Genomic DNA, 20,268 nt, shown 5'->3' with positions numbered 1-20,268 from the left:
TCAGGCCTTAGCGACTGAAAATACACTGTTGTAAAAATCGAGGGATGATAAGCTGAAGTTCCTTTTGGGCTAAAGGAGTAGTCTGAAGCTCAATCGTATAAAACGGACGATAAGTACATTATTTTAAACAAAGCTATAAAGGCTATTCTTTGTTGGAAAATAGGAAAGTGCCGACCTTCAGATTAAATACCTAAATGATGTGGTTGTATATGCCCACTATAAGTTGAAGACAATTTACGCCACGATCTAGCGTATCGAGGTAATGTGAACGTTGCGTAAAACTCAATAAGAACCCTAGTACCAGGGTTATCCCCAAGATGAAATGTATCTGGTAAATTACATTATCTGCCTCTAAGGCCTTTTAGGAAAAAATCCATTTTATCCTAAGTGGCTATTTGCACCTATTTTAAGAGTGAAATTAAATATAATGTTTACATTCAGCGCTTTAAAGTTAAATAATATCACGTTGTCATTATTATTAGTCAGTATAAGTTCATCGACTTTAGCCGGAACATGGAACGGTTCAGTCTCTGATAATTGGTTTGAGGGTGGTAACTGGTTGCCGAATACTATACCCGACACCACTACCACAACGATAATTAATAATGGATTAGTAAATCTTAGTAATGGTATATCCACTATTACTCAGCTTCAGTTGGCCCCCTCTTTAAATAATAATTCCCAATTAACCATTTCAGATAATGGCCATTTAACGATGGTAGGCACTAATATTATTGCTGTCGGTGGCGAAAGTGGAAGTAATGGTAGTGGCAAAATAGTTGTGAGTGGCGACAATGCATCGTTAACCATGGCTAATGCATCTCTTTATGTTGGCCTATACGGCTACGGTGAGTTGCAGATTATCGACGGCGGAAAAATGTATATGCTAAATGCCAGTCGGGGATTAGTTTTAGCTGACCATCTTAGTGCCACAGGCATTGCTGAAGTCGACGGTCAGGGTTCATTGATCGATATAGCGGGTAATCTTACCGTTGGCGGTGATGGCAAAGGCTATCTGAATATTACCAATGGTGGCACAGTAAATGCTCATAGTTCATATGATGGTTACGGTTTACTGATTGGCGGATATAACGGTGATAACCGCGGTGGTGGAGTGGTGGTGGTCGACGGCATTGGCTCGACCTTGAATATTACTGGTGATGTTTATATTGGCAATACCGCATCAGGCAATATGTCAGTTTCTAACGGTGCTAAAGTTAATGTACTGAGTACCGCATCTTCTTATCTGGCTGACCAGCAAAACGATGTAGAAAATAGTGTGCTAGTGACTGGGCAAGGTTCAGAATGGAACGCAGGTACGAATTTATTTATTGGCCGGGGCAACGCTAGCGGAGCATTAACCATTAATGACGGTGGTAAAGTTTCTGTCGGTCAGGCGATCGGTGTGGGCTATGGCGATTATAATGCTAGTCTGGCAAGTGCCGGCACCAACGTTATTAATATTGGTGGTACTGAAATCAGTGCGCCTCATGCCGCAGGCTATCTTGATGCTCCGGCCATTCAGCTGTTCACCGCTGATAAAAGTATTCTTAACCTGAACCATACAGATAACACCGGCGACTATATATTGGCTGCGGTAATTGACGGTAATGGCACGATTAACCAGTTGGCAGGTACCACCACATTGACCGGTGATAGTCGTTACTTTGCCGGTAAAACTCAGGTTTATGGTGGTAGCCTGATTGTGAATAACGTATTAGGCGGACAAGTTAATATTGCCGAGTTAGGTATGTTGGGTGGTAGCGGTATAATTAATGGTAATGTTGAAAATTCCGGATTAATCGCACCGAGCATTTTATCGTCATCGAGTATTAACTCCCCTACTCGAATAGGTTCCAGATTTAACACATTAACCATTAATGGTGATTATACTAGTAACAACGGTAAGTTAATACTCAACAGTCATTTGTCCGATGATAACTCTCCCACCGATAAACTGGTGATTAACGGCAATACGAGCGGCAATACGCATGTAAGGGTGGATAACCTCGGCGGCAGCGGTGCACAAACCCTGAACGGTATTGAACTTATCCAAGTAAACGGTTTATCTGACGGTGAGTTTGTCAAAAGTGGTCGCATCGTGGCCGGGGCCTATGATTACTCACTGGCCCGCGGGATAGGTAGCAATACCACCAACTGGTATTTGACTAGCCTAAGCAATGAACCGGTTGACCCTGAAAATCCCGTTGGTCCAGGTGAAGAAATGAAACGCCCTGAGGCGGGAAGTTATGCAGCGAACTTGGCGGCAGCTAACAATATGTTTGTCACCCGTCTGCACGATCGTTTAGGGGAAACTCAATATATCGATGCCCTGACAGGCGAGCATAAAGTGACCAGCATGTGGTTACGCAATGAAGGTGGACATAACCGCTCACGTGATACCAGCGGGCAGTTGAAAACCCAAAGTAACCGCTATGTGATGCAATTAGGTGGCGATATCGCGCAGTGGAGTAACAATGACCTGAACCGTTTACATTTAGGTGTCATGGCCGGTTACGGTAACAGCAAGAGCAATACACGCTCGAAATCCGGTTACCAGTCAGACGGCTCTGTTGATGGTTACACTGTCGGCGTGTACAGCACCTGGTATGCCAACGATGAAGACAAGTCCGGATTGTATGTCGACGGTTGGGCACAATACAGTTGGTTCAACAATACCGTTGAAGGTCAGGATTTGGCAAGTGAGGAGTACAAATCTAAGGGTGTGACTGCCTCGCTTGAGAGTGGCTATACCTTTAAAGTTGGCGAGAATGCAGCTAAAAACGCCACCTACTTTATCCAGCCCAAAGCACAGATTACCTGGATGGGGGTGAAAGCAGACGACCATAAAGAAACCAACGGCACCAATGTGTCTGGTGAAGGTGATGGCAATATCCAGACTCGTCTGGGTGTGAAAGCCTTTATGAATGGGTACGCTGCTCAGGATAAAGGCAAAGATCGTGTGTTCCAGCCGTTTGTTGAAATTAACTGGGTTCATAACACCAAAGACTTTGGCACCAATATGGATGGTGTGACCGTGAAACAAGAAGGCGCAGCGAATATTGCGGAAGTGAAAGTGGGGGTTGAAGGTCAGATCAACAAGCAAGTCAATCTCTGGGGTAATGTTGGCCAGCAAGTGGGCAACAAAGGTTACAGCGATACAGCGGTGATGTTAGGGGTTAAATATAACTTTTAATACTGATTGCAACATTCAAACTAAATAAGTTGACAGACCGGGCGGCAATTAAGCCCGGTTTTGTATTTCATGCTTCAGATAAAACAGTATCCGGTGACTCTGGCCACTCAATATCGGGCACTAGGGAAACATCGATGTTCTTCACTTTTACCCGATACTGTTTCCAGGCTTTTAAGTCGGCTCGGAATTTATCCGGTACAACATCATCGCTATCTTCCAGCTCTTCAATTTCATCTGACAATGCGCCTATCATGTCAGATGCATGAGACATGAGTGATAATTTCTCTCTATCGTTCAAAAGTTATACCTAAACTTGCCAGATGCTTATATTAATCACCCAAGCGATTTACCGTCGGCAGAGCAACGTTTCACTAATGGATTATCAATCGCACGACAGGTCAGAGACCGTGCAATACAGCTAGCCCTATAGCTTATCAACTATCATTTTAGGTGGTACTTATAGTGCCACCTATCTTCGCCAGCGTCCCGATTGGCAGCTAACCATTAGTCATTACGTTTTCTTTCCGGCGTTTTTCCGCCAACTAATGACTTCATCGAGCCGACCCTTGCAGATCCGCAGCTCACGTTTGAGGGCTAGTGTATACAGCCCACTATCACCCCATGTAGCACCAACGAACTCCGGCACCTCGCATATGACCAATGCTGATTCTGGGGGCCACAACTGGATCAAGTAGGTAATAGCTCCCGTCGTAGTCACTCGGAGATATGAGGGTGTTTTCAGTAATTGACTGTTTTGACGGGAGCTAAATAAAAAAGGCCACCAAATTGGTAGCCTTAAAATTATTCTGTAGTGATCGGGATGTTCTCTGGCTATATCAATTTTAATCTATAGATATTAATAACGAGCTAATTATATAAAACCCATTTATAAATAATCTATTTTAATTCAATTAATTGAACTTATATATTCATTGACGGGAACGATCCCTTCGGTAAAATGAAATCAACATAACTTTCCCTGGTGTTGGCCGAATTGGCATCCCTTACCAAATAAGATAGAGGTAAGGGCTTTTTTTTGCGCCTAATAATCATATTGGATTGGTCGATAAAATAGAATGCAGTGATAGCTAACTACCACAGGTAGGACGACTGAGCCACAATCATCAAAAAGCAACTGTCACGGCAAGTTATAATTTACACCAACAACATAAACAATTAGTAAATATCACTCATTTTTATTGAGCTCCTCGTCACCCCCCAAAAAAATAAACAAAAAAATCACCGAAGCGAGCCTTAAAAAATGTCGTGAATTGATCGCTTAGCGTTGCATAAAACTAGTGACTAAAATTAAATCTATTACACTATAAAAGCACTCGGTGTAGCCCTGACTGTAGCAGTGTCAATTAGCTAAACGGGACAGAGCTCGCAAGCACTCTTATCCGAAAGTTATAACCCTTTCGATGTTAAACGTGCCACGTGCTCGACAAATAGTTGAACAGGGTTGGTACTGCTGGTAACAATCCCCGCAGTTTGATTGATAGCATCCAGGTGATCCATTGAATAATCAGAGCGAATAACTTTGCCGAGATGCATACTATAGCGCCCAACCAACCCATCATTCTGTAAACGTTCTTTTGTGAACAGAAATGAGAGGGCAACCATTGAAATATGCAGCGGATCAAAATTATTGAGCCCCTGCTCAATCGGGTTGTAATTAATCACCCCACCCCAAGAATAATAATAAACGCCGTTCTCATATTCTTTACCTTCTCCTCCCCAATTGCTTGGCAAACCCTGCGGATATTTGGCATTGAATTTAGCGACGCCTTCGCTGGTGAGCGAGTTAAGCGCTGCGACACTGTCTTGTGGCAGGGAGGGACGACCAGTCATAATGGAAAGGAATGAGCCAAAAGCGTTCATCACTGCGCCCGCAATATCTTCTGGAAGGGAGCCTGGTTTCATCGCCAAACGGACCAGATCGGCAATTTCTGAGCCAAAGTTTGCCCCATTAACGGAGGTAACAGACGCAACCAGTTCGGGATGAATGGCGGCGACGTAGCGACAGGCCAAAGGGCCTTGGCTGTGGCCAATCAGGTTGACCTTGTGGGATCCGGTTAACTGGGTGACTTGTTTTACAAAACTGAGCAATTGTTCACCACGAGCTTCATTACTGTTTTCTGCCGATATAGAGGCAGTGAATACAGTAGCTCCGGCTTTTTCCAGTGCTTGCTGAATACCGAAAAAATAAGGATAGATTCCAGCAATCTTATCGAAACCACTGAAACCGTGAACGAGAATAATGGGATATTTTAATGAATTAGACATGATGAATACCTTTCAGGATTATTTGTCCATGTGGTCGAAATAAATAGTAAATTAAGGTGATGATTCCAATCCGTCATTACTGTTGTGTGGCGAGTAATACAAAGAATGCCTAATGGTGACGCTGTTGATCATTAATAAAACATGCGCTTTTCAATGAAGGTATCCGCCCATTCCACAAACAAAAAAGCCCTGACTTATGTCGGGGCTTATCATTTTTGAAGTCGGTTACGGTTCCGGCGTCAACATCTAACGATGTGCTGACTACATACCTTTAAATGTACTTCTGTGGTGGCGAGGAATTCGCCGACGTCGTTTCACTGGTGTTCCACTGGTATCCCCACATATCGGCGCCGGCTTTCACCACATTCGGCTGGATACTGTTTCACAACGATTGGATTAACCAATCCAGTACCCATGCGAATGTAGAAATGAAAAAAGACCAAAATTAAATAGCACCATAATTATTGCACCAATAACTAGTATACAGCTCATCAATGACCAATGTATTTATTTTGACACTCATTAAATATTTCAAGTATATGGACGTGAGCATATAAAAGCTCACCTGCAAATTTGGAGAAATCATTATGTGTAAAATTATAAAGTATGGAGCGGTAGCCTTGTTGTTTACAATAGCAACCCCTACGTTTGCTTGTGTCTCTATGGGTGTTAGTCACACGTGTAATAAAGATTGTAATTCTTGGTCAGAGCCCTGGTACGCACTTTGTATATATGGTGGAGAACAACATCGATAGCTAATAAAAAGCCCCTGAGCAATTAACTCAAGGGCTGGAAAGTTGCCTGTCTTTCCCGACTGTCACTTCACATCAGTAAGGTACACTTAGCTTCTTTTGGAAAGTCGATAGTGTGTATCGTTGATTTACCCAGCGCTCATGCGAATGAGCCCTCCAGTAATTACAGCTCCCACCAATAATTCAACGGCATTGCTGAGAGATACTATCCGTCCCGCGAGGGCATATCTCTGAAGAACTTGGGTACGGCATTGGTATCCAACTCCAAGAACAAGCAGACAATGCTAAACACAAAACAACAGCAATTAACATTCTCATAAATCACATCCCTATCGTTTGTTAAGGGAATATATCAAAATATTAATAACCCATTTTTAAACGAATAGTGATTTACTTAAAATAAAAAGCCTCGGCGATTAACCGAGGCTTTGAATTTGGTGCTGTGATAGCTGACCCTGTAACCGTACCAATGATAATGCAATCCTTGCACCAAGGTAACTATCACAGCACTGTATAATTTACATTGCAATAATAAACAAACATTAAACATGACCAGTTTTATAGTGGGCATGACTCACAAAACGGCAAATCCCCTGCTGTTAAGCTAAGGGCTGAAATTTGGCCCGCCACCGAGGTCTCGAACCTCGCACCTACAACAACTATGGTTATCGGCTCTATCCAGCTGAGCTAGTGGCGGTTAGGAAGCGGATTCTACGCATCAATTTATAAGCACGCCATCAGCAAGGTTACTTTTCAGATAATTCAGCCCACTAATGCAAACTCCAGAAACGACAAAACCCCGCACAAAGGCGAGGTTTATTTGACTGGATAAGCGCTACTGCATAACCAACTCTTATCACACTAATGCACTTTTTGCGGCCGCACCAACACTTTTATCATAAATTTCTGACTTCATTGTTGCCGGGTCCATTTCCAGGCAAACGTCTATCATCGACAAGCAACCATCAACAAATCCTTCGGCCATCTGCATGCTCACCCTGACGGCTCTTTCATCCCGTTTCTGCTGCCGAGCAATGGCCCGTTTTGACTGATTCAACACATAATGCCGTATAATCAGTTCGTACTCATCAGGTCGATATTGATTTAGTCGGGCAACACAACCATCAACAATTAGACCCTCATCATCACAGCATGATTGTTGAGTACCAGAGGTGTCGGGTATTAATCCCTTAAACCCTGCGGCAATAGCAGAGTAATCGAGTTCTGAAGAATATCTGGCCCATATAGCCCATCAACGACTTTTCTGGTTATTCCAGTACGGGAGCCGTAACGTCGTAATACAGTTGCAATTTGCTCTACCTGCGCCGGGAGATTTCTATCCAATACCATATTCAGCGCTAACTGGCAGGCAACAATGACACGAGGTGGATGCGATCACTTATGCAGCCACACACTAATTGCGGCCCGTAAGCGTTGCTCGGCTTTACCGTCATTGCGATATTTGGTCATCAAAATATCGAATCCGACAGGGTGTAGATGCTGGCAGGTAGCAAAAGTACCTAATATCTGGTCTTTGGTCAGAACTGCACGACCCCGGCCAATGTTCAGCGATTATATGCCGACACAGCGCGGATCATGTATTTTGATCACGTTCAATTGCTGTAGTCATTGGTCAGTCCTGTGTTTTAAATTCACAAGACTAATTCTATATTTCATTGCATAAATCGCAACAAAAACAGAATTATTGCAAAAAATAAAATTACTGAAGTACTTTGATATGATTAGTCAATAACATCTTTTCCGTTGCCAAATATCCATCAGGTTGAGTAAAAGAAATATATTTTTCATCGTACAACCATTTATACATAGCTTTAATGTAGTCTGCATAATAATTAGCAGGATTATCTTTTATGTTGCCAGCGTTATTAGAATTATCCATAAAGCAATATTGGTTTATTGGTGAACCGTAACTATCAGTTCCTGAGACAACAGCATGAGTTGTCCACTCCGTAAACTCTTCACCGAAGAGACCTACTTTAAGGCCACTATCTATGATCTCTTTTACATCAAACCAAGCTCTTGATGGGAAATTTTTCAAGCAGTGATTTCGTATCAAGGTATATATAATATCAATATGTTCCATATTTAATCTCCAATATAGCAGCAGTTATATATTCGCATTCGGGAAATCACTATAACCATATGTAAGATAAGACTCTATTGAATCTTTAGCATTTCTGGAACCTTGGTATACTTCAGCAAAAAACCCAGCATTTATCATTCTGTCGATCCACTTGGCCTGTTCCTTGGTGGGTTTTCCATCGCTAGCTTTCATCTCAATCCACAACCCCGCATACCCACCACGCGGTAGCGCCAAAAACAAATCCGGCCCCCCCCTTCCTCAACCCTAGCCGCTTGGCATCCCTTGCCGCCTTTGGCTCACGCTTCCCCTCATTGGGGATATGGATCAGATAGCCCCCGATACAAATACCATCGATAATGGTCTTATCTGCCCACTCAATCAGCGCGGCCTGTTCCTCGGTTTCCGCTTGGTGGTTAACTTTACGAACTTTCCCGTTACGCACTTCCAGCTTTGCTGCTGTTCCGATGATGCCAATGGCATCTATGCTATTAAGCATTTTTGCTTACGGTAAAAGAATCAAGCTTCTTTAGCTGATGACATATAAATAAAGAGAGCGAAATCAGTGATAACACGATGGCCCAACCAAAGTGAGCATCATTGGAAAATATATGATGAACAAGAAACGAAAAGTAAGCTGACGCATAGAGAATAGCTATTATGAATAGGTTTACTGGTGAAGGGTTATATCCTGTTAATCTATTATAAAATAAGCGTCCCTTTTGTCGTTTTCTCGCATTTTTGGACATAGATAACTGTTCGGCTATTAAAGCCAAAACAGCATGATACCCTGTAGTAAAAGCCCCAAACACTCCAAATATAAATGCATATTGGATGTACGAGTCCACATTACTTACAGTTGATAAAGCGACCGAAGTAATAGAAAAAAAACCGAATATCGTGGAATAGAAATATTTAAAAAACAATATATTATGACGCATCAATAGTCCCTTATCCGTTAAATGCCTTTCCCGATTTTATCCACAATTCGATTGTTTTGTACAATGCTAACAACAGAGTTTGCTCCTTCTCTCCCGCCCTCCATTCATATGGTATCCTGGTGACCACTATCCGCAAAATGTTGGAGCATAAAACCCAGAATCAGCGCAAAGCATGGCAACTGGCACACCAGCTTCGCATTCCCTCCAAAAGAAACATTATCAACCGGTTAATTCGGGAGGTTTAACCATATCCGACCGTAGCATTCGATAGCAGTATCACTAAAACATAGCCCCTTACCACCCCAGACCAAACGACCATAATAGGGCGTAACATCTTTGCGCCCTTTCCTACTGAGGAAAGACCAATGACCAAATTACTGACATTAGAAGAATGGGCGGAAGAAACCTACCGCAGCAAGCAACCAACCCCCCAGACACTTCAGCGCTGGGCGCGAGGTGGCAATATTTATCCGGCCCCTGAAAAACATGGGCGCGAATATCGGGTGCAGCCAGGTGCGATTTATATTCAGCCTAAAAGTTATCGGCTAGCAAAAGAAATACTTAAAACATCCCCCAGTACAAGTTCATCACTGATAGAGAGAATTAATCATGGCATCAAGGCCGCAAAGATATGATGCCAATTTACCTAGGAACCTTACCTATCGCCGCTCGCGCAAATCATTTTACTGGCGCAACCCGATTACAGGGGAGGAAATAACCCTCGGGCAAATTGCCCGTAGGGATGCTATATCTCAGGCTATTCAGGCCAATAATTATATTGAATCCAATTTTCAGCCAGTTGCCCTGCTTGAACGATTACAAGCCCCTGCCCCAACTCCTGCGGCTAAAGCCGAAGTTAATACCGTAGCGAGTTGGCTAAAGCGCTATTCAGAGATATTAAAGCGTCGTGAGCTGGCTGAGAACACCATGAAAATGAGAGTCCTGCAAATCGGATATATTAACCAAGAATTTGGAGATAAGCCGATCGAGGCTATTACCACCAAGCATATCGCTGATTTTATTAACACCTATGTCGATAGTGGTAAAAGTTCGATGGCGGTAAATCTACGTTCTGTTTTGTCTGATGTTTTTCGCGAAGCAATAGCTGATGGTTTAATTAGCAGCAATCCAGTGGAAGCAACACGTACACCGTCACCAAAAGTTAAGCGGGAAAGGTTCGACTATGCTGCCTTTTGCAAGATTTATGAGGCTGTCGGCCAACAGCAGAACTGGGTTCAACTCAGCCTGGCATTGGCGCTAATTACTGGCCAGCGATGTGCATGACGGCAAACTTTGGGTAATTCAGGGCAAGACCGGCAATCAAATTGCTATATCACTCTCTTTACGGTTGGAAATAATGAACGCTAACGTTGGGAACATTATAGAAAAGTGCCTGAATGACAGTAAAAGTGAATATCTCATCAGCTCATCCAGTAAAAGCTCAGGCCGAAAACCCGGAGCCTTAAATGCGGACTCGCTCACCAAAGCATTTGTTAAAGCATTAAAGGCCACCAATCTGGTTTATGAAATATCCCCTCCCAGCTTTCACGAGATCCGCAGCCTGGCATCGCGTCTTTATGAAGCGGAATACGGTAAGGAGTTTGCACAGAAATTGCTCGGTCACAAGTCGATGAAAATGACGAATGTATACCTGGATTCACGTAAAAATGAGTGGGTTGAGATTTAGGCCGAGTATAGGATTTCGGGGAAATTTCGGGGGATTTCGAGGGATTCAGAAAAAAAACCATTAAAATCAATAAGATAAAAAGAGACCGAATACGATTCCTATATTCGGTCTAGGGAAATGGCTCTTGGGAGAGAGCCGTGCGCTAAAAGTTGGCATTAACGTAGGCTTATTCAGCCGTACTCCTTAAGCGTAGTCGAGTACATGTGTTTCGCCAACTTGGCAATAGAACTAATTAATTACGGTTGTAAACTAATCTGAATGGCGAAAACTCAAACCTATTACTAGTAATAGTAATCATTTGAAAAATACGGGTTAATATTGGTGAGTCTCACAATCTCAGGTTTAATTTTGACACAATGACATTGCACGCTGCTGGAAAGGCGCCAAACTCATCTTCTGCCCAAGGTTGTTACTGTCATCTAACAACAAAATATCTAACGGCTTCGCTAATACAAGGCCAGATTTCATCTGCTCGGTAGCAATATCATTGAGGGGATATTGCGCTAACGTACTCGGGTTAATCACAAATAAAGCATTACCTGGGCGGCATTCCAGCATCACTTCTTCCCGGGTAAATGCCCATTGCTTACCAAATTCAAATTTACTGACCGTCACTATCTTTCCAGCAGCAATAGCGTTAATTGATAGCATCAGCAACGATAACGTCAGCACAAAACCTTTCATCTTAATTATCCTCAATTAATTGATTGCTAGATTTTCTCGCATCCAAAGGCTCCAATGCAAGCTCAGTAGCAATATCTGTTACTTATAGCTTTACCCTATACCGGTGCCATAGTGGCAAAAACACTGACTAAGAGTAATACCGCTACACCGAGAATAATTTCCACACAACTATTTACCACTAGCCAATAGTGAGCTTTAGCGGGTAATTGCTTAAGCAATGGAACGATGAGATAACGATTAATCAGTGCAACAATAATCATAAACATCACCAATATCACTTTGCAGAGCAGAAGTATCTGATAAGTAGATGTCAGCGTCAGCGCGGTATCGCCCAGTATAATGATGCTGTTAATAACACCACTCGCCAGTACCAATACTACGGCCAGATGTCCCCAGCTTGAGAATCGAATCAACGTAGTGATTGCTTCACGTTTGACATCATTATTGCGGGTATAAACGAGGCAAATCAGCAGCGCTGGCAAGCAACCCAGCCAGTAACCCGCACTGAGCAGATGTATGATTTGATTAGTTTGGTGAATCCATCCCACTACTCCGGCATGCATCGCCGCATGCCCGGTAAAAGCAAGACTCGCGAGTAACAGCGTTGAGCAGCCCGCTATCAGTCGATAGTTGCTACGAGTTGAACCCAGCAACACTATCCACATAATCAAAATGGATAAACCCATATGCCATTGCCACACCTGGCCGAAGCGTGTACCAAATACCGACCACCAAACGGTCAATCGATAAGTATCAGCCCAACCATCACCCATCATTCCAGCCTGAACGGCTAAAAGCCCCACGGCAGAGATAAGCCCCAGAAAAGTACTGAAGATAAGTAGAGGTGACAGACGGTTTTTGAGTATTGAAGAGAATCGATCTGGTGCTAATACAGCGGTGAATATACTGATGCCAAACATCAGCATCACCGCCAGAAAATGCAAGAAGCGACACAGAACGAATAGAGCCGCCAGAGACATATTATTTCACAGTGAAGCTGTATGTGCCTTTGGTTTTATGACCATCGACAGACACCACGTGCCATGAAACATTATATTTCCCTGCCGTTAATGCATGATCAATAGGCAAAATCAACTGTGTGTTATTCACCGGATCCAATTTTAACGCACCAGTTTTCACTACATTGTTATCAGGCCCGGTAACTTTCACGTCACTGAAATTGAGTTCAATACCTTCAGAGAAACCCAGCGTCACTGCTTCTGGTGCTGAACCGATAGTGGTATCGGCAGCCGGCGACTCTATCTTCAGGTGTGCGTGAGCCAGAGCTTGCTGGCTAGATAGCCCAACAAACAACACAATAAGCGCCGAAAGCATGCGGCAAGAAGAACGGACTTTGCGAATAAACATAGTATCCCTTAATCAATGGGGAAAAGAATCAATCTGCTACCAACCATATCCTATATTGGCAGCGCGAACCCCTATCACTTCCAGTCAATTGCACTACCTGTGAGATAGCACACAAAACAAAACGCCAAATTCTGAGTGGTGATTGAAATATCACCAATAATTGGGCAGCAATTCAACTCACTGCCTTGTCGTTATTGCAAATGATAACGATTTGAATATGGCAAGTCGAGAAACCATAGCTAAACAATATGCAATTAGCACGAAAACAATAAGATGGAGGGAGTTGTGTAGCTAAGTTAGCGGGGGAAAAACGAAAATCGCAGTTCCTGATTCTGTTGATCGAGAATCAAAAACTGCGTCAATCACTCTAACAATACAGTTTAAGCTTGAACGTGGCTTTGGGCCGCCATTGTTTTCAGATCTTTATCAACGAAGAACAATGAATTACCGCTGTTACCCACCAAGGCCAGTTTATCAAGAATGGATTTGAACAGTTTTTCTTCTTCATGCTGCTCAGCCACATACCATTGCAGGAAATTGAACGTGGAATAATCGTGGTTTTCCATTGCTGCATGAGCGAGTTCATTAATTTGAGTAGTAATAAGCTGCTCATGCTCGTAAGTCTGCTTGAATACATCAGCCAGAGAAGCAAAATCAATTGGTGGGGCGCTGATCGTACCCAAAACCGGCATAGAGCCTGTTCCGCTGAGATATTCGAACAAACGCTGCATGTGTTGCATCTCTTCTTGAGAATGCTCTTTTAAAAATGCCGCAGCACCTTCAAAACCTTTATCGCTGCACCAGGCACTCATTTGCAGGTAAAGATTCGCAGAGTAAAATTCCAGATTAAGCTGCTCATTGAGCTTTTTTGCCATTTCTGTTTTCAACATAATAATTCCCTTATTTTTATAATGCAGGTAAGTGACGATTATTTTTCGTATTATGCCAAGATAAATACAAAATAAGAACACCCCATTTACAATAAAAACATTAAAAAGATAAAGACAACTCAACCATTTGATTTAAATCAAAAAAATAATAAAAAACAAATTACCGTAATTATTATAAGAATCATTCACATTACCGACGAAATACTAAAGGGAATGATTATTATTTGATTTTCACCTTAAAGTAATAATTAATTACAGTGGGTATTAATATTATCCCAATACAGATAACCGATTAATGTGATGGTTTGGTCACATCCGCTACTTGCCAATCCACGTTACCTGCATTACCTTTTGCGCCATACCCCCCACAGCCTAAGAAGGAGAAAACGATGGGATATAATCTGACGGAGCTTTCTGACGAAGAAACGGCAAAAATGAATGTTGATTTAGCCGCTTCAGGCGTGGCGTTTAAAGAGCGTTACAATATGCCAGTGATTGCTGAAATGATCGCCCGGGAACAGCCGGAAGAACTGCGTGAGTATTTTTTACAACGCTTAGCTCACTACCGTGCTGAATCAATTAAATTCTCACGTTTACCCTATGAGCCCAAGATAAAGTAAGCGACGAAAAGCTCCCGCAGGTATCAAGTTGCGGGAGTGAACCGAATAAGACAATTATGACTTACGCGCAAATCTATCTGTAGCCAGAATCAACTGGTGCAGAATTCCTGGCTCATCAAAGGAATGCCCAGCACCTTCGACAATATGCAATTCAGCCTCTGGCCAGGCTTGTGCTAAATCCCAGGCATTCTGTGGCTGGCACGCCATATCATATCGACCATGAATAATAACTGCTGGAATGTGACGAATACGTGTCACGTTATCCAACAATTGGTTATCACTGTCTAAAAAACCTAGATGGGTAAAATAGTGATTTTCAATACGGGCAAAGGCCAGAGCAAAATCATCTTCGCCAAAGGAAGCAGAGCTTTTGGTCGGTAATAATGTAACAGTTTCACCTTCCCATAAACTCCAAATTTTGGCAGCCTCCAGTTGTACCGCCTTGTCAGGTGATGTCAGCCGCTTACGGTAAGCAGCAGTAACATCACTCCGTTCTTCTGGCGATAAAATGGAAAGTATACGTTGCCATTTATCTGGGAAAAAACGAGAGGCCCCATCCTGGTAGTACCAATTCAACTCTTTTTTGCGCAGTGTGAAAATTCCACGCAGAACCATCTCACTGACCCGTTCGGGGTGTGTTTCACCATAAGCCAATGCGAGTGTTGAGCCCCATGAACCACCAAAGATTAGCCACTTATCTACATCCGCCATTTTGCGTAGCCGTTCGATATCATCGACCAAATGCCAGGTTGTATTATTGTCCAGACTGGCGTGGGGTTTTGAACGACCACATCCACGTTGATCAAACAGCAGCACTTTATATTTTTTAGGGTTAAAAAGTTGCCGGTGATAAGGTGCAATACCCCCTCCCGGTCCACCATGTATAAATACAGCTGGTTTACCTTCTGGGTTGCCACAGAGTTCCCAATAAATCTGATGCCCATCGCCGGTGTCTAATAAACCACTGTCGTAGGGTTCATACGCTGGATAAAGCCCACGTAATTGTTCCATTATTTTTCCATGTTTGTTATTAGACATTAAAGTTATCAAAGCCTATACAGCACGCAGGGTCAACGATAAAACATCACATTTACGCCAATCAGCCAATTAATTCCTCCAACTGGCGATAATTACGCCATATCTCAATGCATTCTGCGCAGTTATATCCTCGGGATAACACGATTTAAACGGTAACAAGATAGATTAAGATTTAATAATACTGTTGTTAAACAATAGATTAATTGCATTGATGCTTTATCTCCTTGCAACTTACCCTCATAAGGTGGTTAATAGGTGGGCGTACCAACCTAACCGAAGGTAAAGAGAGGCAAGCCATGAGTAAGGGAATGGACAGCAAAAAGAACGCGAAGAAAAAGCCACTAAAAACTCCAGCTGAGAAAAAAGCGGAGAAACGCGCTAAGAAGTCATCTTCTACCAGCGCAGAATAAACGGGCTTTTCGTCTCGTCAGTCAACCCGCCATATTAGGCGGGTTTTTTGTTGCTATTATTTAGCAATAGTCGGTGGGAGATAGAAATGTATTTTCGTGTTATCGATACCGAAACCTGTGGTTTAGCCGGTGGGATTGTTGAGGTTGCTTCTATTGATTTAGTTGATGGAGCATTGGCTAACCCTATGAGTGATCTGATTAGTCCAGACCGACCAATCAGCATTGATGCGATGGTAATCCACCATATCACTGAAGAAATGGTCGAAGGCAAACCACGAATTGCGGTTGCGATTAGAAGATATCAAGGCAGCCCATATTATGTTGCCCATAATGCGCCTTTTGATCGTGGGGTATTACCGGAGATGGGCGGCCAATGGATTTGCACGCTTAAGCTGGCACGAATGCTCTATCCTGACATTAAGCACAGTAATCAATATCTGCGTTACGCTTTGCGACTGAATGTTTCAGTACCGGATAATCTATACCCGCATCGTGCTTTATACGACTGCTATGTCACTGCGGCGCTATTACAGCGCATTATGCAAGACTCTGGTTGGAACGCCGAACAAATGGCCGAGATGACACAGCAGCCGCTGTTATTACAGACATTTAAATTTGGGAAATACCGGGGCAAAAGCATTGAACAGATAGCCCGGCAAGACCCGGACTATCTGCGTTGGATGTTAGCTTCAATAACTGACCTTACGCCAGATATGCGCCATACCCTGACCTATTACCTGACGTAATATCCCTGACTAGATTAAGCCAAAGCCAGTATGAATGCATATTCCAAAGCGATGTCTTCATACGCTTTGAAACGGCCTGATTTACCGCCATGACCTGAATCCATATCGGTGTAGAGCAATAATTGGTGGCCATCCGTTTTCATTTCACGCAGCTTGGCGACCCACTTTGCCGGTTCCCAGTATTGAACCTGTGAATCATGTAAGCCGGTAGTCACCAGCATGTGCGGGTAATCCTGAGCCTTTACCTGATCATAAGGACTGTATTGCTTAATATAGTCGTAATACGCCTTATCGTTCGGGTTGCCCCATTCATCATACTCGCCAGTGGTGAGAGGAATCGATTCATCCAACATTGTGGTTACCACATCAACAAACGGCACCTGTGCCACTACGCCTTTATATAACCCGGGTTCCTGATTGATGACCGTCCCCATCAACAAGCCACCAGCACTGCCTCCCATGGCAAATACACGGTTAGCATCACCATAACCCTCAGTTATCAGTGCTTTGGTAACATCGATAAAATCGTTGAAAGTATTTAACTTGTTGAGCAATTTACCGTCTTCATACCACTGCTGCCCCAATTCTCCGCCGCCCCGAATATGAGCCAGAGCGAAGACAAAACCACGATCCAATAGGCTTAATCGGCTACCACTGAATGCGGGATCCATACTGCTGCCATATGAGCCATAGCCATAAACCAACAGTGGATTACTGCCTGAAACAAAGTGATCTTGGTGATAAACCAATGAAACCGGCACTTTTACGCCGTCGGTTGCAGTGACCCATATCCGCTCGCTGCGATACTTTTCCGGGGTGAAATTCTTCACTTCTTGCTGTTTCAGTAGCTGGCGCGTACCTGTATCCATATTAAGTTCAAACATTGAACTTGGTGTGGTCATAGAGGAGTAGCCATAGCGCAGCAATTCTGTTTCTGGCTCGGGGTTATAAGCCAGCCAGGTAACATAGGTTGGGTCATCAAAAGTAATGTATTTCTCTTCGTCAGTGGCCCAGTGAATCTGTCGTAAATGCGTCAGCCCTTCACTACGCTCTTCCACTACCAACCAATCACGAAATAGGCTGAAGCCCTCCAACATAACATCAGTTGTTGGCGCGATTAATGACACCCATTGAGATTCATCGGCAAAATCACGTTGTTCCTTACCTTCTTCGGCTATTTTGTACAAACCGAAATTCTTGCCATCTTTATTTGAGCGTAAATAAAAATGTTGCTTATAGTGGTCCAACCCGTATTCATGGTCTTTACGGCGCGGTGCAAACATCTGTGGTGCGGATTCAGGCTTATCAGCATCCAGCAACAAGATTTCAGATGTAGTGGTACTGCTCAGATTAATAACAATGAAACGTTCAGAGGTGGTTTTTTCCAGCCCAACATAAAATGTATCGTCGGTTTCCTGATAAATAAGTTGGTCCAATTGAGGGTCGGTTCCTACTACATGGCGATACACTTGATAAGGCAGTAATGTTTTTTCATGTTTGCGCACGTAATAGAGCGTTTTTGAATCATTGGCCCACTCAAAACTACATGAGGTATTGCTGATAACTTCTTCGTGCCAAACATCACTTTGCAAATGTTTCACCCGGATATCATATTGGCGACGCGATAAGAAATCCTCTGCAACCGCTAATAGATGATTATCCGGGCTAACATCCAACCCACCCAAGGTATAAAACTCACTGTCCGCTGCCCGTTGGTTGCCATCCAATAACGTTTCCCAACTGCTATCAGCCCAAACCGGTTGACGCACGTAAATAGCATATTCATTACCCGGCTCAAAACGCGTCTGATAGCGATAGCCGTTGCGGATATAGGGGACTGATTCTTCCTGTGGCGGAATTCGCGAAACCATCTCTTGATACAGGGTTTCTCGCAAAGGTTGCTGTGGCTGCAACACTGCGTTGGTGAAATCATTTTCAGCTTGCAAGTAGTTCAGAACATCGGCGTCAGTACGCTGGTCATCACGTAGCCAATAATAGTCATCTACACGGGTATCGCCGTGCATAGTTATTGGATAAGGGCGTTTATCGGCCTTTGGAGGTATGGTCATTGGTTGAGTTATCCATCTGTGTTCGTTAACGCGAGAGTGACACGATTACCTGTGGATGCCAAGTACCAGCATATGCTTATAATTTAGCTGAAGGGAGCTAATTAAATGATAAATATGATTATAAAAGAGACCTGAGAGGGTATCCGCCGTGAGGGGGGGATAAACAGGTACCAGATACGTTTCCTCCAGCACCTGTTTGGCAGCAATTAACTTTATGCAGACGTTATTCTACCCAGACCTATTTGAGTCAATTACTAATGAGAGGTATACCTATTTAGGGCCATTATAGGTAATGCTGCCAGCTTTGCAGTCAAGTACCACTTGGTAGGTTTTGTCACCTTTGTTACCACGAACAGTCATTGGAACCTGCCAGACATCATCCTGGCCTGTAATGTCTACCGCGCTAATCCAAACCACCGGGCTATCAGTACCCAATTGTTTCTTATCCGCTTCCCAACGCGTAATTCTGTTTTGCAGAAAATCTCGCTTAACCTGCGTTGCTACCTGAGATTGGTTTAAACCGGGGCAAGTAGGTAATTTCGCTACTCGCGGCTCTTGGGCCTGTACACCACTGGTGATACCCGCCAATGCAGTGATCAATACCAAGGCTAATCCTGTCTTTCTCATCATTCCTCCAAATATTATTATTTCTATCCTATGGCAGGAACGATGATTGAAAGGTAGGTTACAGAGTGAACAGCGTTGCAGGGTAATAATGATAACGCCGTTTAATTAACACCGCGTAAATTCAATCACATAAAACTGTTCCAGCCCAGGATAGATCTCCTTAATCACCTTTTTCAGCTCATCCAATGACATATTTTCTTGCTCCGCATGACGGTCAGACAGTGCCTCCAGCGTGATTGGCGTGACTGATTTGACCATAATGTGGCAGAAGAATACGCCATCTTCATTGCGACATACGCGCAAGGTTTCCCCTGGGCGGAAATCGGATTCACTGCTATCCCGGATGGTGATCGTCTTACGATCTGCCAGAATATCCGCCTCAAATCGGCTAAAGAAGGTGATTTCACGATTCATTTTAGATCCCTTTTTCACTTTCTGCTGAAAGTTGGCAAATTAAGCGGCTTGATTTTCTTCAGATTTGTTTTTTTTCTCTGGCACATTCTTTTCCGCTTTCACTTTTGCTTGCCCATCGATAGGAGCCGCAGGGTTAGCACCTCGAAGAATTTGCCCCAAAGCCTCTTTATTTTCTGCCAGGAAGAAACTCAGCGCCTCGCGTTGATCTTCTTCAAGGGTTAAGGGAGCCTGTGACAGCCACTCAGACAAATTGTCAGCCAAATCCAGCATTTTATCGTAAGCATCGGCTTCTTTTTTGGTTGTGAAAGTCATTTTTTCCTCACCCTGTCTTACCACGACGAATTTTATTTCAACGGCCATTGCTGTATGTCCTTTTCATGTCTTTCACGCCCACAAGTAACTGTACATATAAACAGTATAATGTGAGTTGTCGGGGGGA

At 43.4% G+C, this 20,268-nt stretch carries 23 protein-coding genes; 6 read left to right on the top strand and 17 right to left on the bottom strand.

Annotated elements, in window-relative coordinates:
* Positions 1 to 715: 715 nt before the first annotated feature.
* Positions 716 to 3,196, top strand: coding sequence for an autotransporter outer membrane beta-barrel domain-containing protein (locus V1956_RS12040; protein ID WP_420075439.1), 2,481 nt, complete (start codon positions 716 to 718; stop codon positions 3,194 to 3,196).
* Positions 3,197 to 3,263: 67 nt separating this feature from the next.
* On the opposite strand, the gene V1956_RS12035 is transcribed toward V1956_RS12040, so the two are convergent.
* The 8 genes from V1956_RS12035 to V1956_RS12000 all read right to left on the bottom strand — a co-directional run bounded on the left by V1956_RS12035 (position 3,264) and on the right by V1956_RS12000 (position 9,276).
* The gene (locus V1956_RS12035; RefSeq protein ID WP_420075437.1) at positions 3,264 to 3,494 is read right to left on the bottom strand and encodes a tail fiber assembly protein; all 231 of its coding nucleotides are present in this window, start codon (positions 3,492 to 3,494) and stop codon (positions 3,264 to 3,266) included.
* A gap of 213 nt (positions 3,495 to 3,707) precedes the next feature.
* Positions 3,708 to 3,914, bottom strand: coding sequence for an Rz1-like lysis system protein LysC (gene lysC / locus V1956_RS12030; protein ID WP_420075438.1), 207 nt, complete (start codon positions 3,912 to 3,914; stop codon positions 3,708 to 3,710).
* Positions 3,915 to 4,603: 689 nt separating this feature from the next.
* Entirely contained in the window at positions 4,604 to 5,482 is an 879-nt protein-coding gene (locus V1956_RS12025) for a lipase family alpha/beta hydrolase (protein WP_420075478.1), read from the bottom strand.
* A 1,608-nt stretch (positions 5,483 to 7,090) separates the two neighbouring features.
* Entirely contained in the window at positions 7,091 to 7,480 is a 390-nt protein-coding gene (locus V1956_RS12020) for an antiterminator Q family protein (RefSeq protein ID WP_420075504.1), read from the bottom strand.
* Between the two features lie 474 nt (positions 7,481 to 7,954).
* The gene (locus V1956_RS12015) at positions 7,955 to 8,338 is read right to left on the bottom strand and encodes a hypothetical protein (protein ID WP_420075503.1); all 384 of its coding nucleotides are present in this window, start codon (positions 8,336 to 8,338) and stop codon (positions 7,955 to 7,957) included.
* 24 nt (positions 8,339 to 8,362) lie between these two features.
* Positions 8,363 to 8,542 (bottom strand): hypothetical protein, encoded by a 180-nt coding sequence (locus tag V1956_RS12010; protein ID WP_420071622.1) that lies wholly within the window; start codon positions 8,540 to 8,542, stop codon positions 8,363 to 8,365.
* A complete protein-coding gene (locus tag V1956_RS12005; RefSeq protein ID WP_420075502.1) occupies positions 8,532 to 8,834 on the bottom strand; it encodes a hypothetical protein in 303 nt (100 codons plus the stop codon). Before V1956_RS12005 ends, V1956_RS12010 begins: the two co-directional genes overlap by 11 nt.
* Entirely contained in the window at positions 8,827 to 9,276 is a 450-nt protein-coding gene (locus tag V1956_RS12000; RefSeq protein ID WP_420071620.1) for a hypothetical protein, read from the bottom strand. The genes V1956_RS12005 and V1956_RS12000 overlap by 8 nt, the downstream gene beginning before the upstream one ends.
* Positions 9,277 to 9,641: 365 nt before the next feature.
* On the opposite strand from V1956_RS12000, the gene V1956_RS11995 reads away from it, so the two are divergent.
* The 3 genes from V1956_RS11995 to V1956_RS11985 are packed head-to-tail and all read left to right on the top strand — an operon-like array spanning position 9,642 to position 10,963.
* On the top strand, positions 9,642 to 9,911 hold the full coding sequence (locus V1956_RS11995) for an excisionase (RefSeq protein WP_442825159.1): 270 nt from the start codon (positions 9,642 to 9,644) through the stop codon (positions 9,909 to 9,911).
* Complete coding sequence (locus V1956_RS11990; protein ID WP_442825158.1) at positions 9,886 to 10,560, top strand: phage integrase central domain-containing protein; 675 nt, start codon at positions 9,886 to 9,888, stop codon at positions 10,558 to 10,560. The genes V1956_RS11995 and V1956_RS11990 overlap by 26 nt, the downstream gene beginning before the upstream one ends.
* Entirely contained in the window at positions 10,553 to 10,963 is a 411-nt protein-coding gene (locus V1956_RS11985) for a tyrosine-type recombinase/integrase (RefSeq protein WP_442825157.1), read from the top strand. Before V1956_RS11990 ends, V1956_RS11985 begins: the two co-directional genes overlap by 8 nt.
* A 342-nt stretch (positions 10,964 to 11,305) precedes the next feature.
* Here V1956_RS11985 and V1956_RS11980 read toward each other — a convergent pair whose 3' ends face one another.
* From V1956_RS11980 to ftnA, 4 genes are all read right to left on the bottom strand, one after another.
* On the bottom strand, positions 11,306 to 11,647 hold the full coding sequence (locus V1956_RS11980) for a YebY family protein (RefSeq protein WP_442825156.1): 342 nt from the start codon (positions 11,645 to 11,647) through the stop codon (positions 11,306 to 11,308).
* A 95-nt stretch (positions 11,648 to 11,742) separates the two neighbouring features.
* A complete protein-coding gene (gene copD / locus V1956_RS11975; protein ID WP_372559199.1) occupies positions 11,743 to 12,627 on the bottom strand; it encodes a copper homeostasis membrane protein CopD in 885 nt (294 codons plus the stop codon).
* Between the two features lies 1 nt (position 12,628).
* Positions 12,629 to 13,015 carry a CopC domain-containing protein YobA gene (yobA, locus tag V1956_RS11970; protein WP_372559200.1) on the bottom strand — a complete coding sequence of 129 codons (387 nt, stop codon included), beginning with the start codon at positions 13,013 to 13,015 and terminating at the stop codon, positions 12,629 to 12,631.
* A 380-nt stretch (positions 13,016 to 13,395) separates the two neighbouring features.
* Positions 13,396 to 13,905, bottom strand: coding sequence for a non-heme ferritin (ftnA, locus tag V1956_RS11965; protein ID WP_083158609.1), 510 nt, complete (start codon positions 13,903 to 13,905; stop codon positions 13,396 to 13,398).
* Between the two features lie 389 nt (positions 13,906 to 14,294).
* On the opposite strand from ftnA, the gene V1956_RS11960 reads away from it, so the two are divergent.
* Positions 14,295 to 14,525, top strand: coding sequence for a DNA polymerase III subunit theta (locus tag V1956_RS11960; RefSeq protein ID WP_083158608.1), 231 nt, complete (start codon positions 14,295 to 14,297; stop codon positions 14,523 to 14,525).
* A 54-nt stretch (positions 14,526 to 14,579) separates the two neighbouring features.
* Here V1956_RS11960 and pip read toward each other — a convergent pair whose 3' ends face one another.
* Positions 14,580 to 15,536 carry a prolyl aminopeptidase gene (gene pip, locus V1956_RS11955; protein WP_372559201.1) on the bottom strand — a complete coding sequence of 319 codons (957 nt, stop codon included), beginning with the start codon at positions 15,534 to 15,536 and terminating at the stop codon, positions 14,580 to 14,582.
* A gap of 523 nt (positions 15,537 to 16,059) precedes the next feature.
* Here pip and exoX point away from each other — a divergent pair.
* Positions 16,060 to 16,719, top strand: a complete 660-nt coding sequence (gene exoX, locus V1956_RS11950) for an exodeoxyribonuclease X (RefSeq protein WP_420071380.1) — start codon at positions 16,060 to 16,062, stop codon at positions 16,717 to 16,719.
* A 14-nt stretch (positions 16,720 to 16,733) separates the two neighbouring features.
* Here exoX and V1956_RS11945 read toward each other — a convergent pair whose 3' ends face one another.
* The 4 genes from V1956_RS11945 to V1956_RS11930 form a co-directional block, all read right to left on the bottom strand.
* Entirely contained in the window at positions 16,734 to 18,788 is a 2,055-nt protein-coding gene (locus V1956_RS11945; protein WP_442825155.1) for a S9 family peptidase, read from the bottom strand.
* Between the two features lie 270 nt (positions 18,789 to 19,058).
* Positions 19,059 to 19,415: a protein YebF gene (yebF, locus tag V1956_RS11940; protein WP_372559204.1), complete on the bottom strand. Its 357-nt coding sequence runs from the start codon at positions 19,413 to 19,415 to the stop codon at positions 19,059 to 19,061.
* A 105-nt stretch (positions 19,416 to 19,520) separates the two neighbouring features.
* Positions 19,521 to 19,829: a N(4)-acetylcytidine aminohydrolase gene (gene yqfB / locus V1956_RS11935; protein ID WP_083158603.1), complete on the bottom strand. Its 309-nt coding sequence runs from the start codon at positions 19,827 to 19,829 to the stop codon at positions 19,521 to 19,523.
* Between the two features lie 39 nt (positions 19,830 to 19,868).
* Positions 19,869 to 20,189, bottom strand: coding sequence for a YebG family protein (locus V1956_RS11930; RefSeq protein ID WP_372559205.1), 321 nt, complete (start codon positions 20,187 to 20,189; stop codon positions 19,869 to 19,871).
* Positions 20,190 to 20,268: the final 79 nt, after the last annotated feature.

It is taken from the genome of Yersinia sp. 2540 StPb PI (assembly GCF_052217165.1).
Classification (GTDB): domain Bacteria; phylum Pseudomonadota; class Gammaproteobacteria; order Enterobacterales; family Enterobacteriaceae; genus Yersinia; species Yersinia enterocolitica_E.
Note: the sequence above shows the minus strand (reverse complement) of the source record. Positions and strands in the feature narration are given on the sequence as shown.